Below are 24,991 nucleotides of genomic sequence, written 5' to 3'. Positions count from 1 at the left end.
CTGGAAACAATTAACGTCATACTGGGGATTATAATGACAAAATATGTTTATAGTTTCGGTGCTGGTAACGCTGATGGCGATGCTAGTATGAAAAACCTCTTAGGCGGAAAAGGTGCCAACCTTGCTGAAATGAACAAGATTGGCTTGCCGGTTCCACCGGGGTTTACAATTACTACCGAAGTCTGCACCGCGTTTTATGAATTGGGTCAAAAATATCCTGATGAGCTTGCGGCACAAGTAGAGGCGGCAACGAAAAAAGTTGGTGAAACTGTTGGCAAAACATTTGGCGACAAAGAAAACCCGCTTTTGGTTTCTGTTCGTTCTGGTGCGCGTGCATCTATGCCTGGTATGATGGATACCGTCCTTAACCTTGGTCTTAATGACGAAACAGTTGAGGGCTTGGCAAATAAATCAGGAAATCGCCGATTTGCCTATGATTCGTATCGTCGTTTTATCCAAATGTATTCAAACGTTGTTCTTGAATTGGAACATCATATGTTTGAAGATATTTTGGAATCTTTCAAAGAAATCAACGATTATAAAGATGATACTGAATTGAATGCTGAGGATTGGGAGGAAATCGTCAGAAAATATAAATCAGCCGTTGAAGCTGAAATGGGCAAGCCTTTCCCACAAGATGTAAATGATCAATTGTGGGGCGCTGTTGGTGCGGTATTCAAATCTTGGATGAACGACCGGGCAATCTTCTATCGCAAAATGCACGACATTCCGCAAAGCTGGGGAACTGCGGTTAACGTTCAAGCGATGGTGTTTGGTAATATGGGTGACACATCGGCAACTGGTGTGGCGTTTACGCGTAACCCATCTACCGGTGAAAAATTATTCTATGGTGAATATCTCATCAACGCGCAGGGCGAAGATGTTGTTGCGGGCATCAGAACACCAAAATCAATTACCAAAGTACAACGTGTAACTATGGGCGAAAGCGGTGAGTCATTAGAAGAGTCACTGCCAGATGTTTATGCACAATTGGATGAAGTTTATAAAAAGCTTGAGAACCATTATCGCGATATGCAAGACATCGAATTCACCGCAGAAAATGGTAAATTATGGATGTTGCAAACCCGTAATGGTAAACGTACCGCAAAAGCGGCGTTGAAAATTGCGGTTGATATGGTTGCCGAGGGTATGATTACCAAAGAAGAAGGTGTTGCACGTATTGATGCCGCCGCTCTTGACCAATTATTACACCCAACAATCAAAGCAAGCTATAAACGCGATGTTTTAACCAAAGGCTTGCCTGCATCTCCTGGTGCTGCGGTTGGTGAGGTTGTTTTTGATGCCGATGAAGCCGAACAAATGGCACAGGCAGGTAAATCAGTCATCCTAGTTCGTGAAGAAACTTCACCAGAAGATATTCACGGTATGCATGCGGCGCGTGCCATTGTTACTTCACGTGGTGGTATGACTTCGCACGCGGCGGTTGTCGCACGCGGCATGGGGCGTCCTTGCGTTTCTGGCGCTGGTGAAATTCGTATTGATGAAGCGGCAGAAAAGTTTGTTGTAAAAGGTCGTGAAATCAAAAAAGGTGAAATCATCTCTGTTGATGGTGGCTTGGGTGAAGTACTGTTTGGCGCTGCTGAACTTGAACAACCTGAACTATCCGGTGATTTTGCGACATTAATGGCTTGGGCCGATGATGTGCGCCACCTTAAAGTTCGTGCGAATGCTGAAACACCACTTGATGCAAAAACTGCACGTGATTTTGGTGCCGAAGGTATTGGCCTATGCCGTACTGAACACATGTTCTTTGATGCAGAACGGATTGCAGCAGTTCGTGAAATGATTTTGTCTGAGGCAAAATCAGGACGTGAAGCCGCACTTGCAAAAATTCTTCCAATGCAGCGCAAAGACTTTGTAGACCTTTTCACAATCATGGCTGGTCTTCCTGTTACAATCCGTCTTCTTGACCCACCTTTGCATGAATTCTTGCCGCATAGTGCAGAAGATGTGGAGGCGGTTGCAAAAGCAACAGGGCTTGATGGCGATAAATTATTGCAACGCGCAAAAGATTTGCATGAATTTAACCCAATGCTTGGTCACCGAGGTTGCCGTTTGGGTATTACATTCCCTGAAATCTATGAAATGCAGGCGCGCGCAATTTTTGAAGCGGCAATTGAGGTTGCAAAAGCTTCTGGAACCGCACCAATTCCTGAAATTATGATTCCTTTGGTTTCAACTCGTAAAGAGTTGCAAATCCTTAAAGGGCGTGTAATCGCTATTGGCGAAGAAGTTATGGCTCAAGCCGGTATGAAGATTGAATATATGGTTGGAACCATGATTGAATTGCCTCGTGCCGCAGTTTGCGCAGATGAGATTGCACAAGAGGCTGAATTCTTCTCATTCGGAACAAATGATTTAACACAAACTACTTTGGGGATTTCACGTGACGATGCTGGTCGCTTTATGAATGATTATATTGCGCAAGGTATTTTTGAAAAAGATCCGTTTGTAACAATTGATCAAGACGGTGTCGGTTCGTTGATCAAGATTGCAAAAGAAAAAGGTCGTTCTGTTCGCGAGAAAATTAAACTAGGCATTTGTGGCGAGCATGGTGGCGATCCGGCATCAATTGAATTCTGTGAAAAAGTTGGGCTTGATTACGTGTCTTGCTCACCTTATCGGGTTCCAATTGCACGCCTTGCAGCGGCACAAGCGGCATTAAATAACGCAAAATAAACTACGAAAATTGCCTGATTCGGTGGCATATTTGTGGCATTGCAGCATTTTAATGTAATTTAAAACAATTATAAGGCACGGGAAAAAATGCAATAATTTCCGTGCCTTATTGTTTATGCGCCAAGTTGCCGCACTTTTTTTATGGAATATTTATTAATATTTGGGTTGCCTTTGTTAATTATTTATGGTCAAACCCCGACCATGTCTAATAGATTAGGCGGTACTCTTAAAGCCCTCGCGCGTGATGCTGCGACCGTTTTAGGGGCTGTTATTGCGGTGTCTTTTATTTCGACACAGGCAATGGCTGGACCGGATATTGGCAAGCCAATGTCGGTTGAAACCGAAACTATTACCACACAGAAGACGACCGTAGCGACGTCATCAACTGTGGGTTCCATTGATGCGGCGCTTGAAGCTGCTGCGTCACAAATTGCGGGCGTAGTTGCCCCAATCACAAAGCCAGTTGCGGCTGCTTTCCAACCGCAACCGACTATGAGCAAAATATCTGCTACGGGTTCAGAACGCGATAGAGAAATCAATTGCCTTGCCCAAGCCGTTTATTATGAAGCTCGTGGAGAGCCAGACCGCGGTAAACTTGCTGTTGCCGAAGTAATTGTTAATCGTGTTAACAATCGTGCTTATCCAAAAACTTATTGTGGTGTTGTTCGTCAAAGAAGAGGTAATGTTTGCCAATTCTCTTGGGTCTGCACCAGAAATGCACCTCCTGCTGGTCCACAATGGAATCGTTCTCAGGAGATTGCACAACGTGTGTACGATGGCTGGAAACCAGGTGTAGTTGGAAATGCAACATATTTCCATGCTTCACGAGTTAGACCTAGCTGGGCAGGGGTTTTCCCAAAAGTTGCTCAAATTGGTTCACACATCTTCTATAGCGGCAATTAGGAGTAACAAAGCCGCAATGAACGCCCCCACCAAAAGTGGGGGCTTTTCTTTTGTTTAAAATTTGTCTAAAGACCACATCATGACCACAGATACAATTGACCGTGAAACCCGCATAAAACAACTTAGATTCCGCGCATGGCGTCGTGGCTTTAGGGAGCATGATTTTTTGATGGGCACATATGCCGATCAAACCCTTGAGGCGCTTTCAGATGATGAGTTGAATCAGTTTGATGCACTTTTAAATCAACAAGATTGGGACGTGTATTACTGGATTATTGGTCAACGCGAAGCCCCAGAAGAATTCAAAGGTAAAGTCCTAAGTGATTTACAATCATTCGCTACTTTAAAAAACACGCTTTGGGTCGGTGATATTAATTCTTAAGCTCAAAGATTGAATTTCTGATTTAGAGACTTAAAACCAATTTTTACAGTAATACGCACTTCAAAAATGCCTTAACACACCTTAATAGGCATTTGTGATGGACAAAACGCTTTTACAAATTTTCCAAAATGGTGAAGGTAAGATTCTCCTTGAAGGTGCTGCCTCTGGGGTTGATGCTCTTATTTTGTCTGAAAGCATCAAGGCAAAGGGTGGGCAATTTGTTTATGTTGCAACTGATGATCAGGCGGCACAGAAATTTGCAAATGGGATAAAGTTCTTTGCCCCTAAAATTGAGGTTTTACGACTACCATCATGGGATTGTTTGCCATATGATAGAGTAGGGCCGGCGGGAGAAATTTCGGCAATGCGCTTGGCAACACTTTCGCGTCTTGCAAATTTAAAAAGTGATGCAAATTTTGTCTTAATAACTACTGCATCGGCATTAATGCAAAAGACATTGCCAAAAGCGCGTCTTTTGAAATCGGCATTTTCGGCAAAAGTTGGTGACGATATAAATCTTGATGATTTGCAAAATTATCTTGCTGCAAATGGATATAATCGTACTGCTACGGTCCGTGAAAAGGGTGAGTTTGCAATTCGTGGTGGGGTGATTGATTTATTTGCGCCGCAAATGCAATCACCTGTCAGGCTGGATTTATTTGGTGACAATATTGAAAGCATTAGAACTTTTGATGTCGAAACCCAGCGTTCAATAGATAAGCTAGAGGCTTTGTCACTGGTTCCGGTTTCAGAGGTTTTGCTAGATAATGATTGCATTAGCTTGTTTCGAACCAACTATCTTGAAAAATTTGGTGCGCCGCAAGGTGATGCACTTTATGAAAGTGTAAGCAGTAAGATTAAACGCAATGGAATGGAGCATTGGTTGCCAATGTTTTTTGACCATCTCGAAAGCTTGTTTGATTATGTACCAGACACAACAATTTTTTGTTATGAACATGGGCTTGAAAACGCGCTTGCCGAGCGCGAAAAACTTATTGAAGACTATTATCAGGCACGTCTTGTGCCGCCACCAAAAGGCTCATCGCCATATAAGGCATTAAAACCAAATAGTTTATATCTTGATTTAAAAGATATTGAAAAGGTATCTTCTAATTATAAGCAACGTGGATTTAATCCATTTGTTTCTGGGCTTGAAGGGGCGGCAATAAATATAAATTCCAAGCCATCACGTGATTTTGCACCAGAACGTGCCGATACAAATATAAATGTCTGGGAAAGTCTGCGCGATTATATACGCACCCTTAAAAAAGATAAAAAAGATGTGGTAATTGCCGCCTGGACCGAAGGTTCAGCTGAACGTTTGGCGCATGTCTTAACCGAACATGGCATGGAAAATCTTTATTCATTGCCGAATTTTGATGCATTGGGTGTGATGCTAAAAACCAATATTGGACTTGCTGTTCTTCCAATTGAACACGGTTTTGAAATTGGTAATTTGGTTATCATTTCTGAACAAGATGTCTTGGGTGATAGGTTAGGGCGTGGAAGAAAACGCCGCAAATCATCAAACTTCTTAATGGAGGCATCAAGCCTTAATGCCGGTGACTTAATTGTTCACATTGATCACGGTATCGGCAGATATGATGGTTTAAAAACCCTCGAAGTTATGGGGTCGCCTCACGACTGTCTTGAGCTTATTTATCAAGGCGGCGATAAATTATTCTTACCAGTCGAGAATATTGACCTTATTAGTCGTTATGGGGCCGATGGCGCAGAGGCAATTCTTGATAAACTTGGCGGTGTTGCGTGGCAAGGTCGCAAAGCTAGGGCAAAAAAACGCCTGCTTGAAATGGCTGCTGGGCTTATTCGTATTGCCGCAGTTCGTTCTTCGCAAAAAACCGATGTTATAAGCCCAATTCAGGGCGTTTATGAAGAGTTTTGTGCGCGGTTCCCATATGATGAAACCGAAGATCAGCTCAATGCAATTGATGATGTATTAGAAGATTTACAAGCTGGCAAGCCAATGGATAGGCTTATTTGCGGTGATGTTGGCTTTGGTAAAACCGAAGTTGCATTACGTGCTGCATTCACTGTTGCGATGAGTGGGCGACAGGTTGCTGTCGTTTGCCCTACAACACTTCTTGCGCGACAGCATTATAAAACCTTTTCCGAACGTTTTAACGGCCTTCCAATTCGTGTCCGACAATTATCGCGTATGGTTGGCTCAAAAGAGGCAAATGAAACCCGCAACTGTCTTGCAGATGGTCGCGTTGATATTGTTGTTGGTACACATGCAGTTTTATCGAAACAAGTATCCTTTAATGATTTGGGGATGGTAATTGTTGATGAAGAACAACATTTTGGTGTCAAGCATAAAGAACGCTTAAAAGAAATGCGTGCCGATACCCATTTCCTAACACTTACGGCAACACCAATTCCTCGCACATTGCAAATGTCTCTTTCTGGCATCCGTGAAATGTCTATTATTGCGACACCACCTGTTGATAGGCTTGCAATTCGCACCTATGTCACCCCATTCGATGCGGTTACAATTCGTGAAGCAATTTTGCGTGAAAAATATCGTGGTGGCCAGACATTCTTTGTTGCGCCACGTATTGAGCATTTAAAGCCAATTGAAGAATTTTTACGTGACAATTTGCCAGAAGTTAAATTCAGAACCGTTCATGGGCAAATGCCACCAACCGAAATTGAGCCCATAATCAATGCATTTTACGATGGCGATTTTGACGTTTTATTGGCGACAACTATTGTTGAGTCTGGAATTGATATACCGCGCGCCAATACTTTGATTGTTTGGCGTTCTGATATGCTTGGTTTGGCTGCTGCTTATCAACTTCGTGGCCGTGTTGGTCGCTCTAAATCGCGAGCTTACGCATATCTTACCATTCCAGATACATTTAAAATTACTCCGCAAGCTGAAAAGCGTCTAAAGATTTTACAATCACTTGATACACTTGGTGCCGGTTTCCAAATTGCTAGTCATGATTTGGATATGCGTGGTGGCGGTAATTTATTGGGTGAAGAGCAATCAGGTAATATAAAAGAAGTTGGTGTCGAGCTTTATCAACAAATGCTTGAAGAAGCCGTCGCCGAGCTTAAAAATGAAGATGGCATCACTAATTCAAAATCATGGTCGCCAAACATTTCAATTGGTCTTGCTGTATTGATACCAGAAGAATATGTGCCTGACCTTGGCTTGCGCCTATCATTATATCGTCGTCTTGCTGAACTTGAAAATGATGATGAGCGTGATGGCTTTGTCGCCGAATTAATTGATAGATTCGGCAAAATGCCTCTTGAGGTTAGCCATTTAATAGAGGTGGCAGGCCTAAAAGCATTATGTAAGAAAGTTGGTATTGAAAAACTCGTTATTACGCCAAATGGTGCTATAGCAAACTTTAAAGATGAATTTGCACCAGATCCAATGAAGCTTATTAATTTGGTTCAATCTCAGCCCGCAATGTTCAGACTTCGTCCAGATGGCAAAATGACTATTAATGGCAATTGGCAGACTGATAATGCGAAAATAAAAGGTGCGCGTGCGGCAATTAATGCGATTATTAATGCCTGTGCATAAATACGAGTCATGCTAAGCGTTTTGGTATGCAAAACCCATTTAGTAAAGAAAATATACAAAAAGCAAAATTTGCCATTGCTGCTGCCAAAGAACGTATGGGCGGAAATGGTCAGAAACTTGCATTTTCTGCCGCGTTGGTGATTCTCGGTTTTGTGTTAATGGCGTTGTTTGCGCCTGTTGCATATAAATTGCCCGGCATATTTCAGACAATATTTTCAATAATTCCATTTTTAGTTCTTATAATTGGTGTTTGGCTTGCCATAAAACTGCTTTTGGATATTTCGAAAGAAGAAAAAACTAGTCAGCTTCCTGAAAAGCAAACACGTGGTACAATTGCCAAAGCCGCGATTATGGCGGCATTTGATGAAATTGAGAAAGTTTCATTAATTCAAAAAGATATGCGCGAGTTTGAAGATTGTGTTTCTGGCAAATTTTTAGACTGCCCAATTGTGTTACTACAATCATCGCCATATAAATATTGTGTGATTAGGGTCAAGGAACCATTTAAAACTATGGTTCTATTCAATGCGCGTGGAAAATTTTGGGTTTACGGGTTGCCGACCGACAAAAAACTGGTTCCTGTTACTTTGCCGCCTGAACTGTTATGTGAAGCATGGTCATATAATAACTTAACTGCACGGGACAGTGCGCAAACTTTGGCTGATAAATTGCTTCCTGCAATAAAAACCGCAGCAATAGGCGGGGAGATTCCCTTCATCGTTGCCAAAGATCGCAATCTAATTATGGCATGGGAGAACGCAGATTTGGGTTCTTGCAGCCTTATTGCATACGAATTTATAAAGGCTTTGAAAGTTTAAGCAGTAAAACCTGAAATTCATGATTGACCTTTGGCTTATTTTTTAGGAATAAACCCGCCACTTATGTAGTGCGGACGTGGCGAAACTGGTAGACGCACTGGATTTAGGTTCCAGCGCCGCGAGGCGTGAGAGTTCGACTCTCTCCGTCCGCACCATAAGTAAAATTAAAGCCTGAACTTAGTTCAGGCTTTTTTTATTTTGCTCTATTAATATTTTTATTTTCTTAGATATATTTAACCTTGCACATAACGAGGTTTTAAATGCAATATAAGGAAAACCCAAAAGTCATTGAATTTATAGATAAAGCCAAACTCTGGAATGAAGAATTTAGGCTATTGATAAATATTGCAAGAGAGACAGAACTTTTAGAAGAGTTTAAATGGGGTAAGCCTTGCTATACCCTGAACGACGCTAATGTATTCCTAATTCATGGATTCAAAGAATATTGTGCATTATTGTTTTTCAAAGGTACCCTTTTGAATGATAATGCCAACATATTGATAAAACAAACAGACAACGTGCAATCGGCCCGACAAATTAGGTTTAAAAATTCTCAACAGATCCTATCAATGCAAAATATGATAAAGGAGTATATTGCGCAGGCAGTTGCAGTTGAAAATTCAGGTGTAAAAGTTGAATTTAAGAAAACCGAAGAGTTTGTAATAGTCCCCGAATTGTTGAATTTATTTAATGTGGATGTAGTTCTAAAGATGGCATTCGAAAAATTAACGCCAGGGCGACAACGCGCATATCTACTTTATTTTTCTAGTGCTAAACAACAAAAAACAAGAATTTCCCGTATTGAAAAATATATTCCCAAAATATTGAACGGGAAAGGGATGGATGATTAGGTTTGAGTTTTATTATCGATGCGTTCTTGCTTTATAATCTTACTGGTCTTTCTACTGCCATCTGGTGACCATCCGGGTGGGCCAAATAAGTATCCAATAATGTGATTTGGTTTTGCAGTTGTGATATCTTTGAAAATTCCAAACCATTCATGAAACGCAATCCGTAATGGGTTAAAGGTGGCAATATTGGTAACAACGCCATATTTTGGCTTGTTGTTTTCGTTTTCATCAACATATGTACCAAATATTTTATCCCAAATTATAAAAACGCCGGCATAATTTGCATCCAGATAATCAGGGTTTACGGCATGATGGACACGGTGATGACTTGGGGTGTTTAAAATTGCCTCAAACCATTTTGGCATTTTATCAATTGCTTCGGTATGAATCCAAAATTGATAAACCAAACTTAGGCCAGAAAAGAAGCCAATCATCGCTGGATGGAAACCTAGAAAGGCCAAAGGCAACCAAAATATAAAACCACCTGACAATGTACCAGTCCAAGTTTGTCGCAAAGCGGTTGATAAATTATAATGTTGCGAAGAATGATGTATTATATGGCTTGCCCAAAAATAACGACTTTCGTGTGAGATTCTATGAAACCAATAAAAAGATAGATCCTCTAAAAAGAAACAAACGATAAAGACAATTGGCCCCGTGCCAATTTCAAACATTCTATGTTTGTATGCAAACACAGTAATTGCAAAAAATAGTGACGCGGTCGCAAAGCCAATAATTTGATTTCCAACCCCCATCATAAGGCTTGCGAAGCTATCCTTTGCTTCATAGTTAGCAGTTTTTGATTTTCCAAATTTTGAATATAGCATTTCTGTAATTACAAGAAATCCAAAAAATGGGGTCGCCCAAACAACAGGCGAGGGAAGGTTAAGCGGCACATAATCAAGCATTTGCAGCCCCTCCTAAATTCGGTTCTTCAAACAGAGTTTCAATATTATTATTATTATGAAATCGGGTTTTGAAATCTGGAAAGCCTAAGTCATGCAAAGCAAAAAGAATTACTTCACCATGTTTTTCAATATTATTTTTGCTAATAATTCTAACAGAAACGCGGCTTCCTATAGCTTTAAATAATAGTATTCCTTTATTAGAGAGCGTAAGTGCGGCTGTTTTATCATCAGAAATAATCAATTTATCAAATATGATGTTGGAATCATAATTATATGCAGCCTGTCTTGCCAGTTCATTATCAATCGTAATGTTTTGTGATAAACCAATTAGGAATCCAAACCCAATCACGGCTGATGCCGCGCCCAATACAAATAAAATTTGCGATAACATCCAATTTCCTGCCCTTATTTGTTTTATATATTAACTGCGTAAAAGCATAACAGAATCTAGACTAATTAACAATTTAGTGGCATAGGCGCGCATTCGAGTTTTGCTTATGGCGGATTCTGTCTGGTTTTCCTTATAAATCGGCGGGTTAGCTAAGTTTAAATAAGCTGCAATCGCAGGAAGAAAAGATGAAAATTACTGAGAAATCAAAAGACGGTTTGTCCGTTGTTTATAATATCACTGTTGAAGTTGCCGAATTGAATGAGTCTTTGGATGCGAAAATTAAAGAAATTGCACCAACTCTAAACCTAAAAGGTTTCCGTAAAGGCAAAGTGCCAACTGCACATGTTAAGCGTCTTTATGGTAAAGGCATTATGGGCGATCTTTTGAACGAATTGGTTCAAAAAGGTATCGACCAAGCAGTTAATGACAATAATGTTCGCCCGGCGTCTAATCCAGAAGTTGGCAATGTTGATAATGTTGATGCCATTCTTGATGGTAAAGCTGCATTGGTATTTGATGTTTCTATGGATATCTTACCTGAGTTTGAAGTTGTTGATGTTGCAACGCTTTCAATTACTCGTCCAGTTACCGAAGCAACTGAAGAAGAAGTTACCAAAGCACTTGAAGAAATTGCAGCTAACTCAAAAGCATATGAAGCAAAAACTGGCAAAGCCAAAAATGGCGATGCGGTTATTTGTGATTTCGTTGGTAAAATTGACGGTGTTGAGTTCCAAGGTGGTGCGGCGAATGACGCACAAGTTGTTCTTGGGTCAAACACCTTCATTCCTGGTTTTGAAGATGCGCTTGTTGGCGTTAAGGCAGAAGATGAAACTGTCATTAACGTAACTTTCCCTGCTGATTACGGCGTTGTCGAGCTTGCGGGTAAAGCAGCAACTTTTGACATCAAAGTCAAAGAAGTTAAGGCGCCAAAAGAAAGCAAAATCGATGATGAGCTTGCGAAAACTGTTGGTCTTGAAACCCTTGATTCTTTGAAAGACGCTGTCAAAGCTGATATCGAGCGTCAGTTTGCATCACTTTCTCGTACAAAAGCAAAACGTTCATTGCTTGATGCGTTGGATGCTTCACATTCATTTGAATTGCCACCAAAAATGGTTGAGGCTGAATTTGACGCTATTTGGCAGCAGGTTCAAGCTGATAAAGCGCAAGGCAATGTTGACCCAGATGATGAAGGCAAATCAGAAGACGAGCTTAAGGGTGAATATAAAGTTATTGCAGAACGTCGTGTACGTCTTGGCTTAGTTTTGGCTGAAATCGGTCGCGTTGGTGAAGTACAAATTACTGATCAAGAACTTCAAGGCGCACTTTTCCGTGAAGCTTCTCGCTACCCAGGCCAAGAGCGTCAAGTTCTTGAATTCTTCCAAAAGAATCCAAACATGATGGCGCAACTACGCGCACCTCTTTATGAAGAAAAAGTTGTTGATTACGTACTTTCAAAAGCAAAAGTTGACGACGTAAAAGTAACTCGTGAAGAATTAGAGGCAGAAGACGAAGAGCCACAAGCGGATGCAAAACCTGCAAAAGCTAAAAAAGCGGCTCCTAAGGCTAAAAAAGAAGAAACCAGCGAAGAGAAACCTAAGAAAGCTGCAAAAGCTAAGGACGAAGCTGCTTCTGAAGAAAAGCCTAAAAAAGCACCTGCTAAAAAAGCTGCTAAAGCAAAAGAATAATCGTTTAAAACGAGAATTTGTTATTAAAAAAGCCGGCATGACATCGTGCCGGCTTTTTTTTCCACAGGTTTAACATTGAATTTTTGCATTTAATGCGCAAATATCATGACAAGATTCATAAATTATTTAGGGTGTCAGGTCTTAAATAAGCCGTTTTTAAATAATCTGCCTGAGTTTAACGCTCTGTTTGAGGTTTTATATGTTTAACGAATTTCCACGCCATCCGCTTTTAAGCTCTGGATATGACCATACCGATAATCTTGTTCCTATGGTTGTTGAGCAATCTTCACGTGGTGAACGTGCTTTTGATATTTTTTCACGCCTTTTGCGCGAACGTATTGTTTTTGTTTCTGGTCCTGTTGAAGATGGTATGGCGTCATTAATCTGTGCGCAATTACTATTTTTGGAATCTGAAAATCCTAAGAAAGAAATTTCAATGTATATCAATAGCCCAGGTGGTGTTGTTACCTCTGGTTTGGCTATTTATGATACAATGCAATATATTCGTTCGCCAATTGCAACTCTTGTAATGGGGCAGGCGTGCTCAATGGGTTCATTGCTTTTGGCTGCTGGCGAAAAAGGCTTGCGTGCAGCAACGCCAAATTCACGCGTTATGGTGCATCAGCCTTCTGGTGGTTTCCGTGGGCCTGCATCTGATATTGAGCGCCATGCAGAAGACATGCTGGCGACTAAAAAACGTTTAAACGAAATATATGTTAAGCATACTGGTCAATCATATGAATTAATCGAGAAAACGCTTGATCGCGACCATTTTATGACTGCGGCAGAAGCTAAGGAATTTGGTTTAATTGATAATGTGCTAGAAAAACGTGCGGTTGGCACGGAAGATGCTGTGTAACTATTAATAGGTTTGTGGTGTATCAAAAGGCATCAAAAACAACATTGACTCCTGCATAAGTTGGGGTCAGACTATCCGGAGAAGTCTCTGGTCGGAGAGAGTGAATGACAAAAGCCGCAAGTGGTGATTCAAAAAATACGCTTTATTGCAGTTTCTGTGGGAAAAGCCAACATGAAGTCCGCAAGCTAATTGCTGGACCAACTGTTTTCATTTGTGACGAATGTGTTGAATTGTGTATGGATATTATCCGCGAGGAAAACAAAACACAGTTCGTTAAATCTAAAGAAGGTGTTCCTTCGCCGCAAGAAATTAAAGATGTTCTTGACGATTATGTTATCGGTCAATCGAAAGCAAAACGTGTGCTTTCTGTTGCGGTACATAACCATTATAAACGTCTTGCACATGCGCAAAAAAATAATGATGTTGAATTGGCAAAATCAAACATTTTGCTAATTGGTCCAACTGGTTGCGGTAAAACTCTTTTGGCGCAAACTTTGGCGCGCATTATTGATGTTCCATTTACTATGGCAGATGCAACTACATTGACCGAAGCTGGTTATGTAGGTGAAGATGTTGAGAATATCATTTTGAAACTATTGCAAGCATCTGATTATAACGTTGAACGCGCGCAACGCGGCATTGTTTATATCGATGAAATTGACAAGATTTCTCGTAAATCTGACAATCCATCTATCACCCGTGACGTTTCTGGTGAAGGTGTGCAGCAAGCGCTATTAAAATTGATGGAAGGAACCGTTGCGTCTGTTCCTCCACAAGGCGGTCGTAAACATCCGCAACAAGAATTCTTGCAAGTTGACACAACAAATATTCTTTTTATTGCCGGTGGCGCATTCCCAGGCCTTGAGCAAATTATTTCGCGTCGTGGTAAAGGAGCTGGTATTGGTTTTGGTGCCGATGTCCGTGACCCTGATGACCGTAGAACTGGCGATTTGTTGAAAGATCTTGAGCCAGAAGATTTGTTGAAATTCGGTCTTATACCTGAATTTGTTGGTCGTATGCCTGTATTTGCTACTTTGGAAGATTTGGATGAACCTGCATTGGTTACTATCCTTACCGAGCCAAAGAATGCTTTGGTTAAACAGTATCAGCGTTTGTTTGACATGGAAAATTGCAAGCTAACCTTTACTGATGAGGCATTGCACGCTGTTGCTTCTAAAGCGATTGCGCGTAAAACTGGTGCGCGTGGTCTTCGTTCAATTCTTGAAGGAATACTTCTTGATACAATGTTTGACTTACCTTCTTTTGAAGGCGTCGAAGAAGTTGTTATCAATGTTGAAGTTGTTGAGGGTAGGGCGCAGCCATTGCTTATTTATTCAGAGCGTCGCGAGAATACAAATAAAGCTAGTTAACAATTTTTTACAGATTTATAACAATAAATGGCGTTTTGTCCCCTTGAAACAAGTAAGGACAAGCGCCATTTTCTTTTCTGCACAGGTAATGGGGTTTTTTAACGATTAATTCCGTACTTGTGTGCTAAAGGTTAAACTATGAGTGAAATGAAAAAACTTCCATTACTTCCGTTGCGTGATATCGTTGTATTTCCGCAGAGAGTCTCTCCATTATTTGTTGGCCGCGAAAAATCTGTTCGCGCATTAGAAGAGGCCATGGCAAATGATAAAATTGTGGTGCTTGCTGCGCAAAAAGATGCCGGCGTAGATGATCCGCAAGTAAGTGATATTTATGAAATCGGAACAATTGCCAATGTTTTGCAATTGCTAAAACTTCCTGATGGTACAGTTCGTGTGCTTGTTGAGGGGCAGAAGCGTGTAAAAATTAAATCTTATGAAAAAGAAGATGATATTTTTATAGCTAATATTGTTGAACTTGAAGATAGCGATAAAGACAGTGCTGAAACACAGGTTCTTTCAAAAGCTGTTATGGAACAATTCCAAAATTATGGAAAATTAAACCGTAAGATCCCGCAAGAAGTCACCGCTGGCTTGCAAGAAAATAATAATCCATCAAGTATTGCAGACATTATTGCTGCTGATTTGAATATTAAAGTTTCTGAAAAACAAGATTTGCTTGCCACCACACACGTTGGAAAACGCCTTGAAAAAATTCTTAGCTTTATGGAATCTGAAATTGGTGCACTCCAAGTTGAGCGCAGGGTTAAAAACCGCGTGCGTCGCCAAATGGAAAAAAGCCAACGCGAATATTACCTAAATGAACAAATGAAGGCTATTCAGCGTGAGTTGGGTGAAGCTGATGATGGTAAAGACGAAATCAAAGAGCTTGAGACAAAAATAAAGCGCACAAAGCTTTCTAAAGAAGCCCGTCAAAAGGCTATTAGCGAGCTTAAAAAGCTAAAACAAATGTCTCCTATGAGCGCTGAATCAACCGTAGTTCGTAATTACCTTGATTGGTTGCTTGCTTTGCCATGGGGTACCTATAAAAAAGTTAAAAATGATATCAACAAAGCTGAAGAGGTTTTGAATGAAGATCATTATGGGCTTGAAAAGGTAAAAGAGCGGATATTAGAATATCTTGCAGTGCAAGGGCGTGTAAATAAGATTCGCGGCCCAATTCTTTGTCTTGTTGGTCCTCCTGGTGTTGGTAAAACTTCATTGGGGCGTTCAATTGCAAAAGCAACGGGTCGTGACTTTGTGCGCGTTGCCCTTGGAGGGGTACGAGATGAAGCAGAGATTCGTGGTCACCGTAGAACCTATATCGGTTCTATGCCTGGTCGTGTGATTCAGTCACTTAAAAAGATTAAATCAAATAATCCTTTATTCTTATTGGATGAAATTGATAAAATGGGTGCTGATTTCCGCGGCGATCCTGCATCTGCATTATTGGAAGTACTAGACCCAGAACAAAACAATACATTCAATGACCATTATCTTGAACTTGATTATGATTTGTCGAATGTAATGTTTATTACAACTGCAAACTCATTGAATATCCATCAGGCATTGCTTGATCGTATGGAGATTATACGAATCCCTGGATATACAGAAGAGGAAAAACTAGAAATCACTAAACGCCACTTGATGCCAAAAATCTTTGCTGAGCATGGTGTGAAAGCTGGCGAGTTAGAAATTGCAGATTCTGCAATTATCGAATTGATTCGAAGCTATACACGTGAAGCAGGCGTTCGTTCACTTGAGCGTGAAGTTGCAAATATTGCGCGTAAAGCAATCAGGGAAATTAGCCAGAAAAAAGTTGAAAAACTGATTGTTAGTGATGAAAACCTTGCAAAATATGCTGGTGTTACCAAATATCGCTTTGGAGAAGTTGAACTTGAAGATCAGGTTGGTGCTGTTACTGGTTTGGCATGGACTGAAGTTGGTGGTGACACACTTACTATCGAAGCGGTTCAAATGTTTGGTAAGGGCCGTATGACGGTGACTGGCAATTTGAAAGATGTAATGAAAGAATCAATTTCCGCTGCATCTTCATTTGTTAAATCACGTGCACCTTTGTTTGGAATTAAACCTACAATATTTGATCAGACGGATATTCACGTTCACGTACCAGAAGCCGCAACCCCAAAAGATGGTCCTTCTGCTGGTATTGCAATGATGACTGCAATTGTAAGTCTTTTGACCAATGTTCCGGTATCAAAAACTGTCGCTATGACTGGTGAAATTACATTGCGTGGCAAAGTTCTGCCAATTGGTGGCTTAAAAGAGAAGTTATTGGCGGCTCTGCGGGCAGGGATTAAAACTGTTTTGATTCCTAAAGACAATGAAAAGGATCTTGCCGACATTCCTGCAAATGTGAAATCTGGCTTGGAAATTATTCCGGTTTCAACTGCTGATGAAGTTTTAGCACATGCTTTAACGCAAAAGCTCAGTGCAATTGAATGGACTGCAAATGACGTTGAACATGCGCTTCAAGCACGGATTCCTAATGATAATGGGAATATGGATGAAAAGCGTCATTAGTCTAGCTGCAGAATGATGCTGCAATTTTATGCTATTTACTGAGATTGGGGCTTTTATTTTTTTTGTCGGTAAGGTAACAAGCCGACCTCTGAATGGGACGGGTGGTTAGCTCAGCTGGAAGAGCATCTCGTTTACACCGAGAGGGTCGGGGGTTCGAACCCCTCACCACCCACCATTAGAGAATAGGGTTTTTAGCCCGCTGCCAAAATGGTTTTCTATCGCAGTTAATCTGCTTGACCACCGAAGAGGCAACAGCTATCAACCCCACACATTTTGATTTGCGCGGGTGTAGCTCAGTTGGTTAGAGTATCGGCCTGTCACGCCGAGGGTCGCGGGTTCGAGCCCCGTCACTCGCGCCATTTCAAAAATAACAAAGCCCCTGATTAACATCGGGGGCTTTTGTTTTAACTGGCAACTATATTTAATTATTCTGTCTATTTTTAAAAATTTTATCAAACATCTCTAGGCTTGATTTAGCTAATATAGAATGGAGTAAAAAAGTCGCATAATCCATTGGGTAGAGCGACATTGCTTCTGTAAAGCAAATTCCAGACCACGCGGCAATTACACCAATTATAATTGGCCCGTATTTGGTGTTTATTAAATTATAAAGTCCACTTACCCATAATTGAATAAACATCCAGACCCATAGGAAGAAGCCAATGCTTCCTAATTGAACCTTAACATCCATAGGGGTAGAGTGGGCATCAGGTGGCCTAAAGCCGTCCATGGCCTGCTGTATGCCTTCTACAGGCGATGCAATGCTTTTGTCTGTCCAGAACGCCTGAAACCCCCAACCAAATGTTGGGTGTTCTGAAATTGGCCCTTCCATTGCTTTCCAAATGTCTGTGCGCCCAGTCAATGTCGGGGCTTTTCCTAATGCGTGAAATATAACGTCTTTAAAAACTGTAAATGATAAAACCAGCGTAACGCCGGCGACAACAATTCCCCAGAAGCTTATTACAGCTGTTGCTGGATTAAGACTTGCAATAAACAATGCAATGCTAATGCCGATGACCATGCCGCTTATTAAGGTTGCGGTTGTTGCTTCACTTTTATAAACCACTAAAAGCATTACCAAAATCATTGGAATACAAAATATTCGTGCTGATCTAAAGGCAACTGCGTATCCAGAAGTGAAGCCTATGCCCAACGCCATTGCAACGCCAAGCGTTTGTTTAAACCCCCATATGCCAGCCCACGCACCGGGGTAAATATCCGACATAACGCCCCACTGAGGGAATATTACTGCTAGAATTAAGGAAATGAATGTTTGTAATCCCATAATGGTTATCAGTACAAAGCCAAAGCTACGCCAATTGAACCTTGCGGCGAATGTTGTTGCAACCATATACGTTAAACACAATAACAAGCCTTGCCTCATGCTAACATCTGGTTGATTGGACCATTTGAACGATAAAAATGCAAAAATACAAAATAATAATAATGGCAAACCGGTAATGGCTGTCTTGATGGTTTTCAGTGGATTCTTAATTAGCCAAAAAAATGAAATACTTATTGGAATAAGATACATCACAATAGACCATTTAGGCATATTATAGTCTTGTGTGATTTTCATATAAATATTGGTTAGACCGCCAAAGCTTAGAAAAAACAACAGTCCCAGAATGAATAGATATGAAGGTTTTTCCAAAGTATCATTTTCTATTTCTTGGGTGCGGGTAGGGGATGATAGATCATTGTTAACAATGCCGCTTGCAATGTTTTTTGGGTATTTAAATTTTGGATAATTATAAGTTTCCATTAAGCCCTACCAAATTAAGAGCATTATACATAATCAGTAAAATTTACATTAAATGACCTGTTCAAGTTGTCTGCTATACGAAATAGACGGAAATTTTCATTGGCAGATAAAGATTTTTTCGGTAAATAAACCAAAGTCAGGTTGAAGTTTAAATTATAATAATGATTAAAAAACTATCACGCGTCTGTTTTTGTGCGATTTGATATGAAATTATGATGAATTTTATGAGGCTTTGGATTGCAACCGAGCGCCAAGCAAGCTAGAGCCAGTTTGATTTATATGTTTTCACATATGGTATTCTTAAGAGGGAAAAATGGCTGAACTACCCGTTACTTTAGGAATGGCGAATAACGCTTTATTGCTAGAATATCTGCCAGTATTGGTTTTTGGCGGTATTGGGCTTTTGATTGGCGTTGTTTTTATGCTGGCAAACTGGGTTTTTGCCCCTTCTAGTCCTGATCCTGAAAAAATGTCTGCATACGAATGTGGTTTCAATGCTTTTGATGACGCGCGTATGAAGTTTGATGTACGTTTTTATTTGGTATCAATTCTATTTATTATTTTCGACCTTGAGGTGGCGTTCTTGTTCCCTTGGTCAATCGTATTAAAAGATTTGGGCGCTTTTGGTTATATCTCGATGATGGTATTCTTGGGCGTTCTAACCATTGGCTTTATTTATGAATGGAAGAAAGGCGCATTGGAATGGGAATAATTAAACCAAATAGCCCATCGTATGCTGGCGTTGAAAATGGCTTTGCTGCAAAGCCAAACGACCCGTTTTTCACAGGTGTTTCTGATGCGTTGGCCGATAAGGGCTATGTTATTGCTGGAACCGAGGATTTGATTACTTGGGCGCGTACTGGCTCATTAATGTGGATGACATTTGGTCTTGCATGTTGTGCGGTTGAAATGATGCAGGCTTCTATGCCGCGTTATGACGTTGAACGTTTTGGTTTTGCGCCCCGTGCATCGCCACGCCAGTCAGATGTTATCATTGTTGCAGGTACTTTGACTAACAAAATGGCGCCTGCGATTCGCAAGGTTTATGACCAAATGCCAAATCCACGTTACGTAATCTCAATGGGATCATGTGCGAATGGTGGCGGTTATTATCATTATTCATATTCTGTTGTGCGCGGTTGTGACCGCGTTCTTCCAGTTGACATTTATGTTCCTGGATGCCCTCCAACAGCAGAAGCTTTGGTTTATGGTATTTTGCAATTGCAGAAAAAAATCCGCCGTGAAGGGACGATTGAACGATGAAACAACAAGTCATCAATGCCCAACTTGAAAAACTTGAAGCAATTTTGGGTCGTATGCCGGAAAAATTTGGCAATTCAATTACTCATATTGAAATTCGCAATCAAGAGCTTAGCATTCTTGCGCAAGCCTCTAAAATTATTGATGTTTTAAGTTATTTGCAAAAAATTGAAGGCTTCTCAACCCTGATAGATATTACTGCGGTTGATTTCCCTGAAAGCCCAGAACGGTTTGCGGTTGTTTACCACTTGCTTTCAATGAATAATAATATCCGTGTGCGTGTTAAGGCCTTCGTTCCAGACGGTGGATCAATTGCATCTGTTGTAGCTTTATGGCCGGGTGCAAATTGGTTTGAACGTGAAGCATTTGATATGTACGGTGTATTGTTTGAAGGTCACCCTGATTTACGTCGTATTCTTACCGATTATGGTTTTGAAGGGCATCCACTTCGTAAAGATTTCCCACTTACAGGTTATCAAGAAGTTCGTTACGACGAAGAACAAAAACGCATAGTTTATGAACCTGTGAAACTGGTTCAAGAATTCCGTAATTTTGATTTCCTTAGCCCGTGGGAAGGTATGCTTCCGGGTGATGAAAAAGCAAAAACTTCTGAAGGGGCTAAATAATGTCATCAGAGATTATTGATAAAACTTTTGATGAAGCCATTGAGGCCGCAAAAGAGCCTGGCAAAAGAAATTTTAATATTAACTTTGGTCCTCAACACCCTGCTGCACACGGCGTTTTACGTCTTGTTCTTGAGCTTGATGGTGAGGTTGTAGAGCGTGTGGATCCGCATATTGGTCTCCTGCACCGTGGTACTGAAAAGCTTTTAGAGTATAAAACTTACCTACAAGGTACCCCATATTTTGATCGCTTGGACTATGTGGCCCCAATGAATCAGGAGCATGCATTCTGTCTTGCGATTGAGAAATTAACTGGCATCGAAGTACCTCGTCGTGCACAATTTATTCGCGTTTTATTTTCTGAAATTGGGCGTATTCTAAACCATCTTCTTAACGTTACTACGCAGGCAATGGACGTTGGCGCGCTTACTCCGCCATTATGGGGTTTTGAGCCACGCGAACAATTGATGATATTCTATGAACGTGCTTGCGGTGCGCGTATGCACGCAAACTATTTCCGCCCGGGTGGCGTTCACCAAGATTTGCCTGAACAATTGCTTCAAGACATCTATGATTGGTGTGATCCATTCCTTGTCGCCTGCGATGAAATTGAAACATTGATTACTGACAACCGTATTTTTAAGCAGCGTAACGTTGATATTGGTGTTGTTGATACTCAAACGATTCTTGATTGGGGCTTCACTGGTGTAATGGTTCGTGGTTCTGGCATCCCTTGGGATTTGCGCAAATCACAACCGTATGAAGTATACGATGAAATGGATTTCGAGGTTCCTGTTGGTAAAAATGGTGACTGCTATGACAGGTACCTTTGCCGTATGGATGAGATGCGTGAATCTGTAAAAATCATGAAGCAGTGCATTGAGAAAATGCCTCAAGGCCCTGTGCTTCCTGAGAATTCAAAATTTGCACCGCCACGCCGCGCAGAAATGAAACAATCAATGGAAGCGTTGATACACCATTTTAAACTTTATACAGAAGGCTTTAAAGTTCCTGCTGGTGAAGTTTATGCTGCTGTTGAAGCACCAAAGGGTGAGTTTGGCGTGTATTTAGTTGCCGATGGTACAAACCGTCCATATAAGGTGAAGATTCGTGCACCAGGTTTTGCACACCTTCAGGCTTTGGAGCATTTGGGGCGTCACCACTTACTTGCTGATATTTCTGCACTTATCGGTTCTTTGGATATCGTGTTCGGTGAGGTTGACCGCTAATGACAAATGAAGAAATTGCTCAAGGCCAGCTAGACGCATATAATATTCAGGATTTAGATAAACATCTGAGCTTTTTTGCTGAGGATATGACAATCGCCAATTTGCGCGAAGAACCTAACCTTCAGAATTTGGCAAATTATCGTGAAAGAATGGCCGGTGTTTTTGCACAATTCCCTGAAAACAAAGTTGAGTTATTGGGACGCATGGTTTTGGGTAATAAAGTGTTGGATCACGAAAAAGTGATGCGTTCACCAACTGCCGAGCCTTTTGAAGTTGTTGCTGTTTACACTATTGAAAATGGCAAAATTAAAAACGTAGATTTTATTAAGTGAGTATGTGATGTCCACACGTCGTTTAGCACCGGATGAAGTTCAGCCAACATCTTTTGAATGGTCAAAAGAAAGCCGCGTAAAATGCGAATTTTGGTTGAGTAAATATCCTGAAGGCAGACAGCGTTCTGCTGTTATTCCATTTCTTTGGCTTGCTCAGAAGCAAGAAGGTTGGGTTTCTCGTCCTGCATTAGAAGCGATTGGACAAGAACTTGGAATGCCGTACATTCGTGTTTTAGAGGTTGCAACCTTTTATACAATGTTCCATTTGGCGCCGGTTGGTAAACACCACCTGCAAGTTTGCGGCACGACACCTTGTATGCTTCGTGGCTCTGGTGAGTTAATCAAAGTTTGCAAAAACCGTATTGGTGAGCATCATCATGTTACCAAAGATGGGCTTTTGTCATGGGAAGAGATGGAATGTCTTGGATCTTGTGCCAATGCTCCGGTTGTTGCCATTCATGATTATTACCATGAAGATTTGGATGCAGAATCATTTAGCAAAATTATTGATGACTTGCTTGCAGGTAAAGAGGTTAAACCTGGATCTGCTATCGGTCGTCAAAAGTCAGCACCAGAAGGTGGTCCTACAACTTTGCAAGACCCGTCTCTTTATGATGGTTCATTGGCAAAACCAATTAAAATTCCAAACCTTCCTGAGAAGGCATAATATTAAAATATTTGCTTAACGCATTGAAATTAAAGGAACTAAACAATGGTCGGTATCTTAGAAGATAAAGATCGGATTTTTCTAAACCTTTATGGTCTTCAAGATTGGGGTCTTGAAGGGGCGATGAAGCGCGGTGCGTGGAATGGCACAAAAGATATTCTTTCAGCAGGTCGTGATTGGATTATTACTGAAGGTAAAGCGTCTGGTCTTCGTGGTCGTGGCGGTGCTGGTTTTCCAACCGCGTTGAAATGGTCGTTCATGCCTAAAGAGGTAAAAGATAGACCGCATTATCTATTGATTAATGCCGATGAGTCTGAACCTGGTACCTGCAAAGACCGCGAAATTATGCGCCATGATCCACATCTTTTAATCGAAGGTGCATTGGTTGCGTCATTCGCTATGCAGGCACACACTGCATATATATATATTCGTGGTGAATATGTTTATGAGCGCGAAATTTTAGAAGCGGCAATCAAACAAGCATATGAAGCAAAACTAATCGGCAAGAATAACATTCACGGTTGGGACTTTGATTTATTTGTTTCACACGGTGCTGGTGCTTATATTTGCGGTGAAGAAACTGCACAAATCGAATCTTTAGAGGGTAAAAAAGGTCAACCTCGTCTTAAGCCTCCATTCCCTGCGAATGCTGGTCTTTATGGTTGCCCAACCACAGTTAATAACGTGGAATCAATTGCGGTTATGCCGACAATTCTTCGTCGTGGTGCTGCATGGTTTGCAGGAATTGGTCGCCCAAATAATACCGGAACAAAAGTATTCTCGATTTCAGGGCATGTTAACAAGCCTTGTAACGTTGAAGAAGCAATGTCTATTCCGTTTAAACAGCTTGTTGAAGATCATTGCGGCGGCATCCGTGGCGGTTGGGGTAATTTGAAAGCGGTTATTCCTGGTGGCTCATCAGTTCGTATGATTACTGCTGAAATGGCTGAAACCGTGTTGATGGACTTTGATTCTTTATCTGCTCTAAAGTCTGGTCTTGGTACTGCTGCGGTTATCGTTATGGACAAATCAACAGATTTGGTTGCTGCAATTGCCCGCCTTTCATATTTTTATAAGCACGAATCTTGCGGTCAATGTACACCATGCCGTGAAGGTACTGGCTGGATGTGGCGAGTTATGGAGCGTATGGCTCGCGGTGAAGCAGAAATTCGTGAGATTGATTTATTGCTTGAGGTTTCGCAACAAGTTGAAGGTAAAACAATCTGTGCATTAGGTGATGCCGCTGCATGGCCTATACAAGGTTTGATTATGCACTTCCGCCACGAAATTGAGGATAAAATCAACAAATACCGTGCTTCGAAGGGATTAATTCAAGGCGCAAAAATTGCTGCTGAATAAATGTTTTTTGACAAAAAATAATATTAAGCCCAAGATTAAATCTTGGGCTTTTATTTTAGGAAAACCAAATGCCAAAATATAAAGGTGGTTGCCAATGTGGGGCAGTAGTTTTTGAAATTAATGGTGACTTGGGTAAGGCATCAATTTGCCATTGCCGAATGTGCCAAAAAGCTTTTGGGAATTTTTATGCGCCATTGGTTTCAGTAACACAAGAATCACTAAACTATCCAAAAGAAAAACCTAAATATTTTCAATCTTCTAACTTGGTAAAGCGTGGTTTTTGCGATAGTTGTGGCACTCCTTTAACCTATGAAGCACCCGATGGAATCGCAATTGCGATTGGGGCTTTTGACAAGCCAAATGAGGTTGTTCCAGTCATCCAATTTGGAACAGAATCAAAGATAATTTATGTTGATAATCTACATAATTTGCCCAATCGTGATACTTTGGATGACATGGAAGATGCACCATTCTTAAACCAAATCATATCATATCAAAGGGCAGATGAAGATTAGTTCAGTTACAAAGCTAACTTTTAGCTAAATTTTGCTGTTATAGGGCTTGTAACTTTGTCAATTTCGGCTTAGCAGATGCGGCAAAATTGGTTATTCGCCACTGGGAAAATGGGCTTTTTTATTAGGTTAAACTAATATTAGGCTGGCTGGGACGAAATGACCGGATAATTATTTAGGTGCCATTCGGGGAATAGAAAGACGTTCTGTAATCCATTTGGCATATTTATCCGGCAGTATAGTCTTAATGCTAAAAACCATTTAATTCCATTTTGGC

At 40.9% G+C, this 24,991-nt stretch carries 21 protein-coding genes and 3 tRNA genes; 21 read left to right on the top strand and 3 right to left on the bottom strand.

The features are described 5' to 3' along the window. Positions 1-33 precede the first annotated feature (33 nt). From ppdK to KXV15_RS08245, 7 genes are all read left to right on the top strand, one after another. Entirely contained in the window at positions 34-2,700 is a 2,667-nt protein-coding gene (gene ppdK, locus KXV15_RS08275) for a pyruvate, phosphate dikinase (protein ID WP_240007696.1), read from the top strand. Between the two features lie 201 nt (positions 2,701-2,901). Next, positions 2,902-3,603 (top strand): cell wall hydrolase, encoded by a 702-nt coding sequence (locus KXV15_RS08270; protein WP_240007695.1) that lies wholly within the window; start codon positions 2,902-2,904, stop codon positions 3,601-3,603. 79 nt (positions 3,604-3,682) lie between these two features. Beyond that, positions 3,683-3,985, top strand: coding sequence for a succinate dehydrogenase assembly factor 2 (locus tag KXV15_RS08265; RefSeq protein WP_240007694.1), 303 nt, complete (start codon positions 3,683-3,685; stop codon positions 3,983-3,985). 97 nt (positions 3,986-4,082) lie between these two features. Continuing rightward, entirely contained in the window at positions 4,083-7,544 is a 3,462-nt protein-coding gene (gene mfd / locus KXV15_RS08260; RefSeq protein WP_240007693.1) for a transcription-repair coupling factor, read from the top strand. A gap of 26 nt (positions 7,545-7,570) precedes the next feature. Beyond that, positions 7,571-8,362, top strand: a complete 792-nt coding sequence (locus KXV15_RS08255; protein WP_240007692.1) for a hypothetical protein — start codon at positions 7,571-7,573, stop codon at positions 8,360-8,362. Positions 8,363-8,432: 70 nt separating this feature from the next. Next, positions 8,433-8,517: transfer RNA gene (locus tag KXV15_RS08250), tRNA-Leu, on the top strand. 105 nt (positions 8,518-8,622) lie between these two features. Next, positions 8,623-9,213 carry a YdeI/OmpD-associated family protein gene (locus tag KXV15_RS08245; protein WP_240007691.1) on the top strand — a complete coding sequence of 197 codons (591 nt, stop codon included), beginning with the start codon at positions 8,623-8,625 and terminating at the stop codon, positions 9,211-9,213. On the opposite strand, the gene KXV15_RS08240 is transcribed toward KXV15_RS08245, so the two are convergent. After that, positions 9,210-10,121, bottom strand: coding sequence for a sterol desaturase family protein (locus KXV15_RS08240; RefSeq protein WP_240007690.1), 912 nt, complete (start codon positions 10,119-10,121; stop codon positions 9,210-9,212). The genes KXV15_RS08245 and KXV15_RS08240 overlap by 4 nt on opposite strands. Next, the gene (locus KXV15_RS08235) at positions 10,114-10,488 is read right to left on the bottom strand and encodes a hypothetical protein (RefSeq protein WP_240007689.1); all 375 of its coding nucleotides are present in this window, start codon (positions 10,486-10,488) and stop codon (positions 10,114-10,116) included. Before KXV15_RS08235 ends, KXV15_RS08240 begins: the two co-directional genes overlap by 8 nt. 209 nt (positions 10,489-10,697) lie before the next feature. Between KXV15_RS08235 and tig the strand changes: the two genes are divergently transcribed. The 6 genes from tig to KXV15_RS08205 all read left to right on the top strand — a co-directional run bounded on the left by tig (position 10,698) and on the right by KXV15_RS08205 (position 17,326). Further along, positions 10,698-12,197 (top strand): trigger factor, encoded by a 1,500-nt coding sequence (gene tig / locus KXV15_RS08230; RefSeq protein WP_240007688.1) that lies wholly within the window; start codon positions 10,698-10,700, stop codon positions 12,195-12,197. 199 nt (positions 12,198-12,396) lie between these two features. Further along, entirely contained in the window at positions 12,397-13,056 is a 660-nt protein-coding gene (locus KXV15_RS08225; RefSeq protein WP_240007687.1) for an ATP-dependent Clp protease proteolytic subunit, read from the top strand. Between the two features lie 104 nt (positions 13,057-13,160). Next, a complete protein-coding gene (clpX, locus tag KXV15_RS08220; protein ID WP_240007686.1) occupies positions 13,161-14,426 on the top strand; it encodes an ATP-dependent Clp protease ATP-binding subunit ClpX in 1,266 nt (421 codons plus the stop codon). Between the two features lie 138 nt (positions 14,427-14,564). Next, on the top strand, positions 14,565-16,967 hold the full coding sequence (gene lon / locus KXV15_RS08215; RefSeq protein WP_240007685.1) for an endopeptidase La: 2,403 nt from the start codon (positions 14,565-14,567) through the stop codon (positions 16,965-16,967). A gap of 99 nt (positions 16,968-17,066) precedes the next feature. Further along, positions 17,067-17,142: transfer RNA gene (locus KXV15_RS08210), tRNA-Val, on the top strand. Between the two features lie 107 nt (positions 17,143-17,249). Continuing rightward, positions 17,250-17,326, top strand: a tRNA-Asp gene (locus tag KXV15_RS08205). 62 nt (positions 17,327-17,388) lie between these two features. Here the strand turns inward: KXV15_RS08205 and KXV15_RS08200 are convergent. Beyond that, positions 17,389-18,732 (bottom strand): O-antigen ligase family protein, encoded by a 1,344-nt coding sequence (locus KXV15_RS08200; RefSeq protein ID WP_240007684.1) that lies wholly within the window; start codon positions 18,730-18,732, stop codon positions 17,389-17,391. Between the two features lie 340 nt (positions 18,733-19,072). Between KXV15_RS08200 and KXV15_RS08195 the strand changes: the two genes are divergently transcribed. From KXV15_RS08195 to KXV15_RS08160, 8 genes are all read left to right on the top strand, one after another. Then, a complete protein-coding gene (locus KXV15_RS08195) occupies positions 19,073-19,444 on the top strand; it encodes an NADH-quinone oxidoreductase subunit A (RefSeq protein ID WP_240007772.1) in 372 nt (123 codons plus the stop codon). Further along, positions 19,414-19,995 carry a NuoB/complex I 20 kDa subunit family protein gene (locus KXV15_RS08190; protein WP_240007683.1) on the top strand — a complete coding sequence of 194 codons (582 nt, stop codon included), beginning with the start codon at positions 19,414-19,416 and terminating at the stop codon, positions 19,993-19,995. The genes KXV15_RS08195 and KXV15_RS08190 overlap by 31 nt, the downstream gene beginning before the upstream one ends. An 11-nt stretch (positions 19,996-20,006) precedes the next feature. After that, a complete protein-coding gene (locus KXV15_RS08185; protein ID WP_240007771.1) occupies positions 20,007-20,618 on the top strand; it encodes an NADH-quinone oxidoreductase subunit C in 612 nt (203 codons plus the stop codon). Next, positions 20,618-21,844: an NADH-quinone oxidoreductase subunit D gene (locus KXV15_RS08180; RefSeq protein WP_240007682.1), complete on the top strand. Its 1,227-nt coding sequence runs from the start codon at positions 20,618-20,620 to the stop codon at positions 21,842-21,844. The genes KXV15_RS08185 and KXV15_RS08180 overlap by 1 nt, the downstream gene beginning before the upstream one ends. Continuing rightward, positions 21,844-22,176: a nuclear transport factor 2 family protein gene (locus KXV15_RS08175; RefSeq protein ID WP_240007681.1), complete on the top strand. Its 333-nt coding sequence runs from the start codon at positions 21,844-21,846 to the stop codon at positions 22,174-22,176. The genes KXV15_RS08180 and KXV15_RS08175 overlap by 1 nt, the downstream gene beginning before the upstream one ends. 7 nt (positions 22,177-22,183) lie before the next feature. After that, positions 22,184-22,843 carry an NADH-quinone oxidoreductase subunit NuoE gene (gene nuoE / locus KXV15_RS08170; RefSeq protein ID WP_240007680.1) on the top strand — a complete coding sequence of 220 codons (660 nt, stop codon included), beginning with the start codon at positions 22,184-22,186 and terminating at the stop codon, positions 22,841-22,843. Between the two features lie 45 nt (positions 22,844-22,888). Then, the gene (gene nuoF, locus KXV15_RS08165; protein ID WP_240007679.1) at positions 22,889-24,202 is read left to right on the top strand and encodes an NADH-quinone oxidoreductase subunit NuoF; all 1,314 of its coding nucleotides are present in this window, start codon (positions 22,889-22,891) and stop codon (positions 24,200-24,202) included. Between the two features lie 68 nt (positions 24,203-24,270). Continuing rightward, positions 24,271-24,717: a GFA family protein gene (locus KXV15_RS08160; protein ID WP_240007678.1), complete on the top strand. Its 447-nt coding sequence runs from the start codon at positions 24,271-24,273 to the stop codon at positions 24,715-24,717. The last annotated feature ends 274 nt before the right edge of the window (positions 24,718-24,991 follow it).

Origin of the sequence: Pseudaquidulcibacter saccharophilus (assembly GCF_019455445.1) — a bacterium.
Lineage (GTDB): Bacteria > Pseudomonadota > Alphaproteobacteria > Caulobacterales > Aquidulcibacteraceae > Pseudaquidulcibacter > Pseudaquidulcibacter saccharophilus.
The sequence above is the reverse complement of the archived record's forward strand: the minus strand, read 5'-3'. Positions and strand labels throughout refer to the sequence as shown.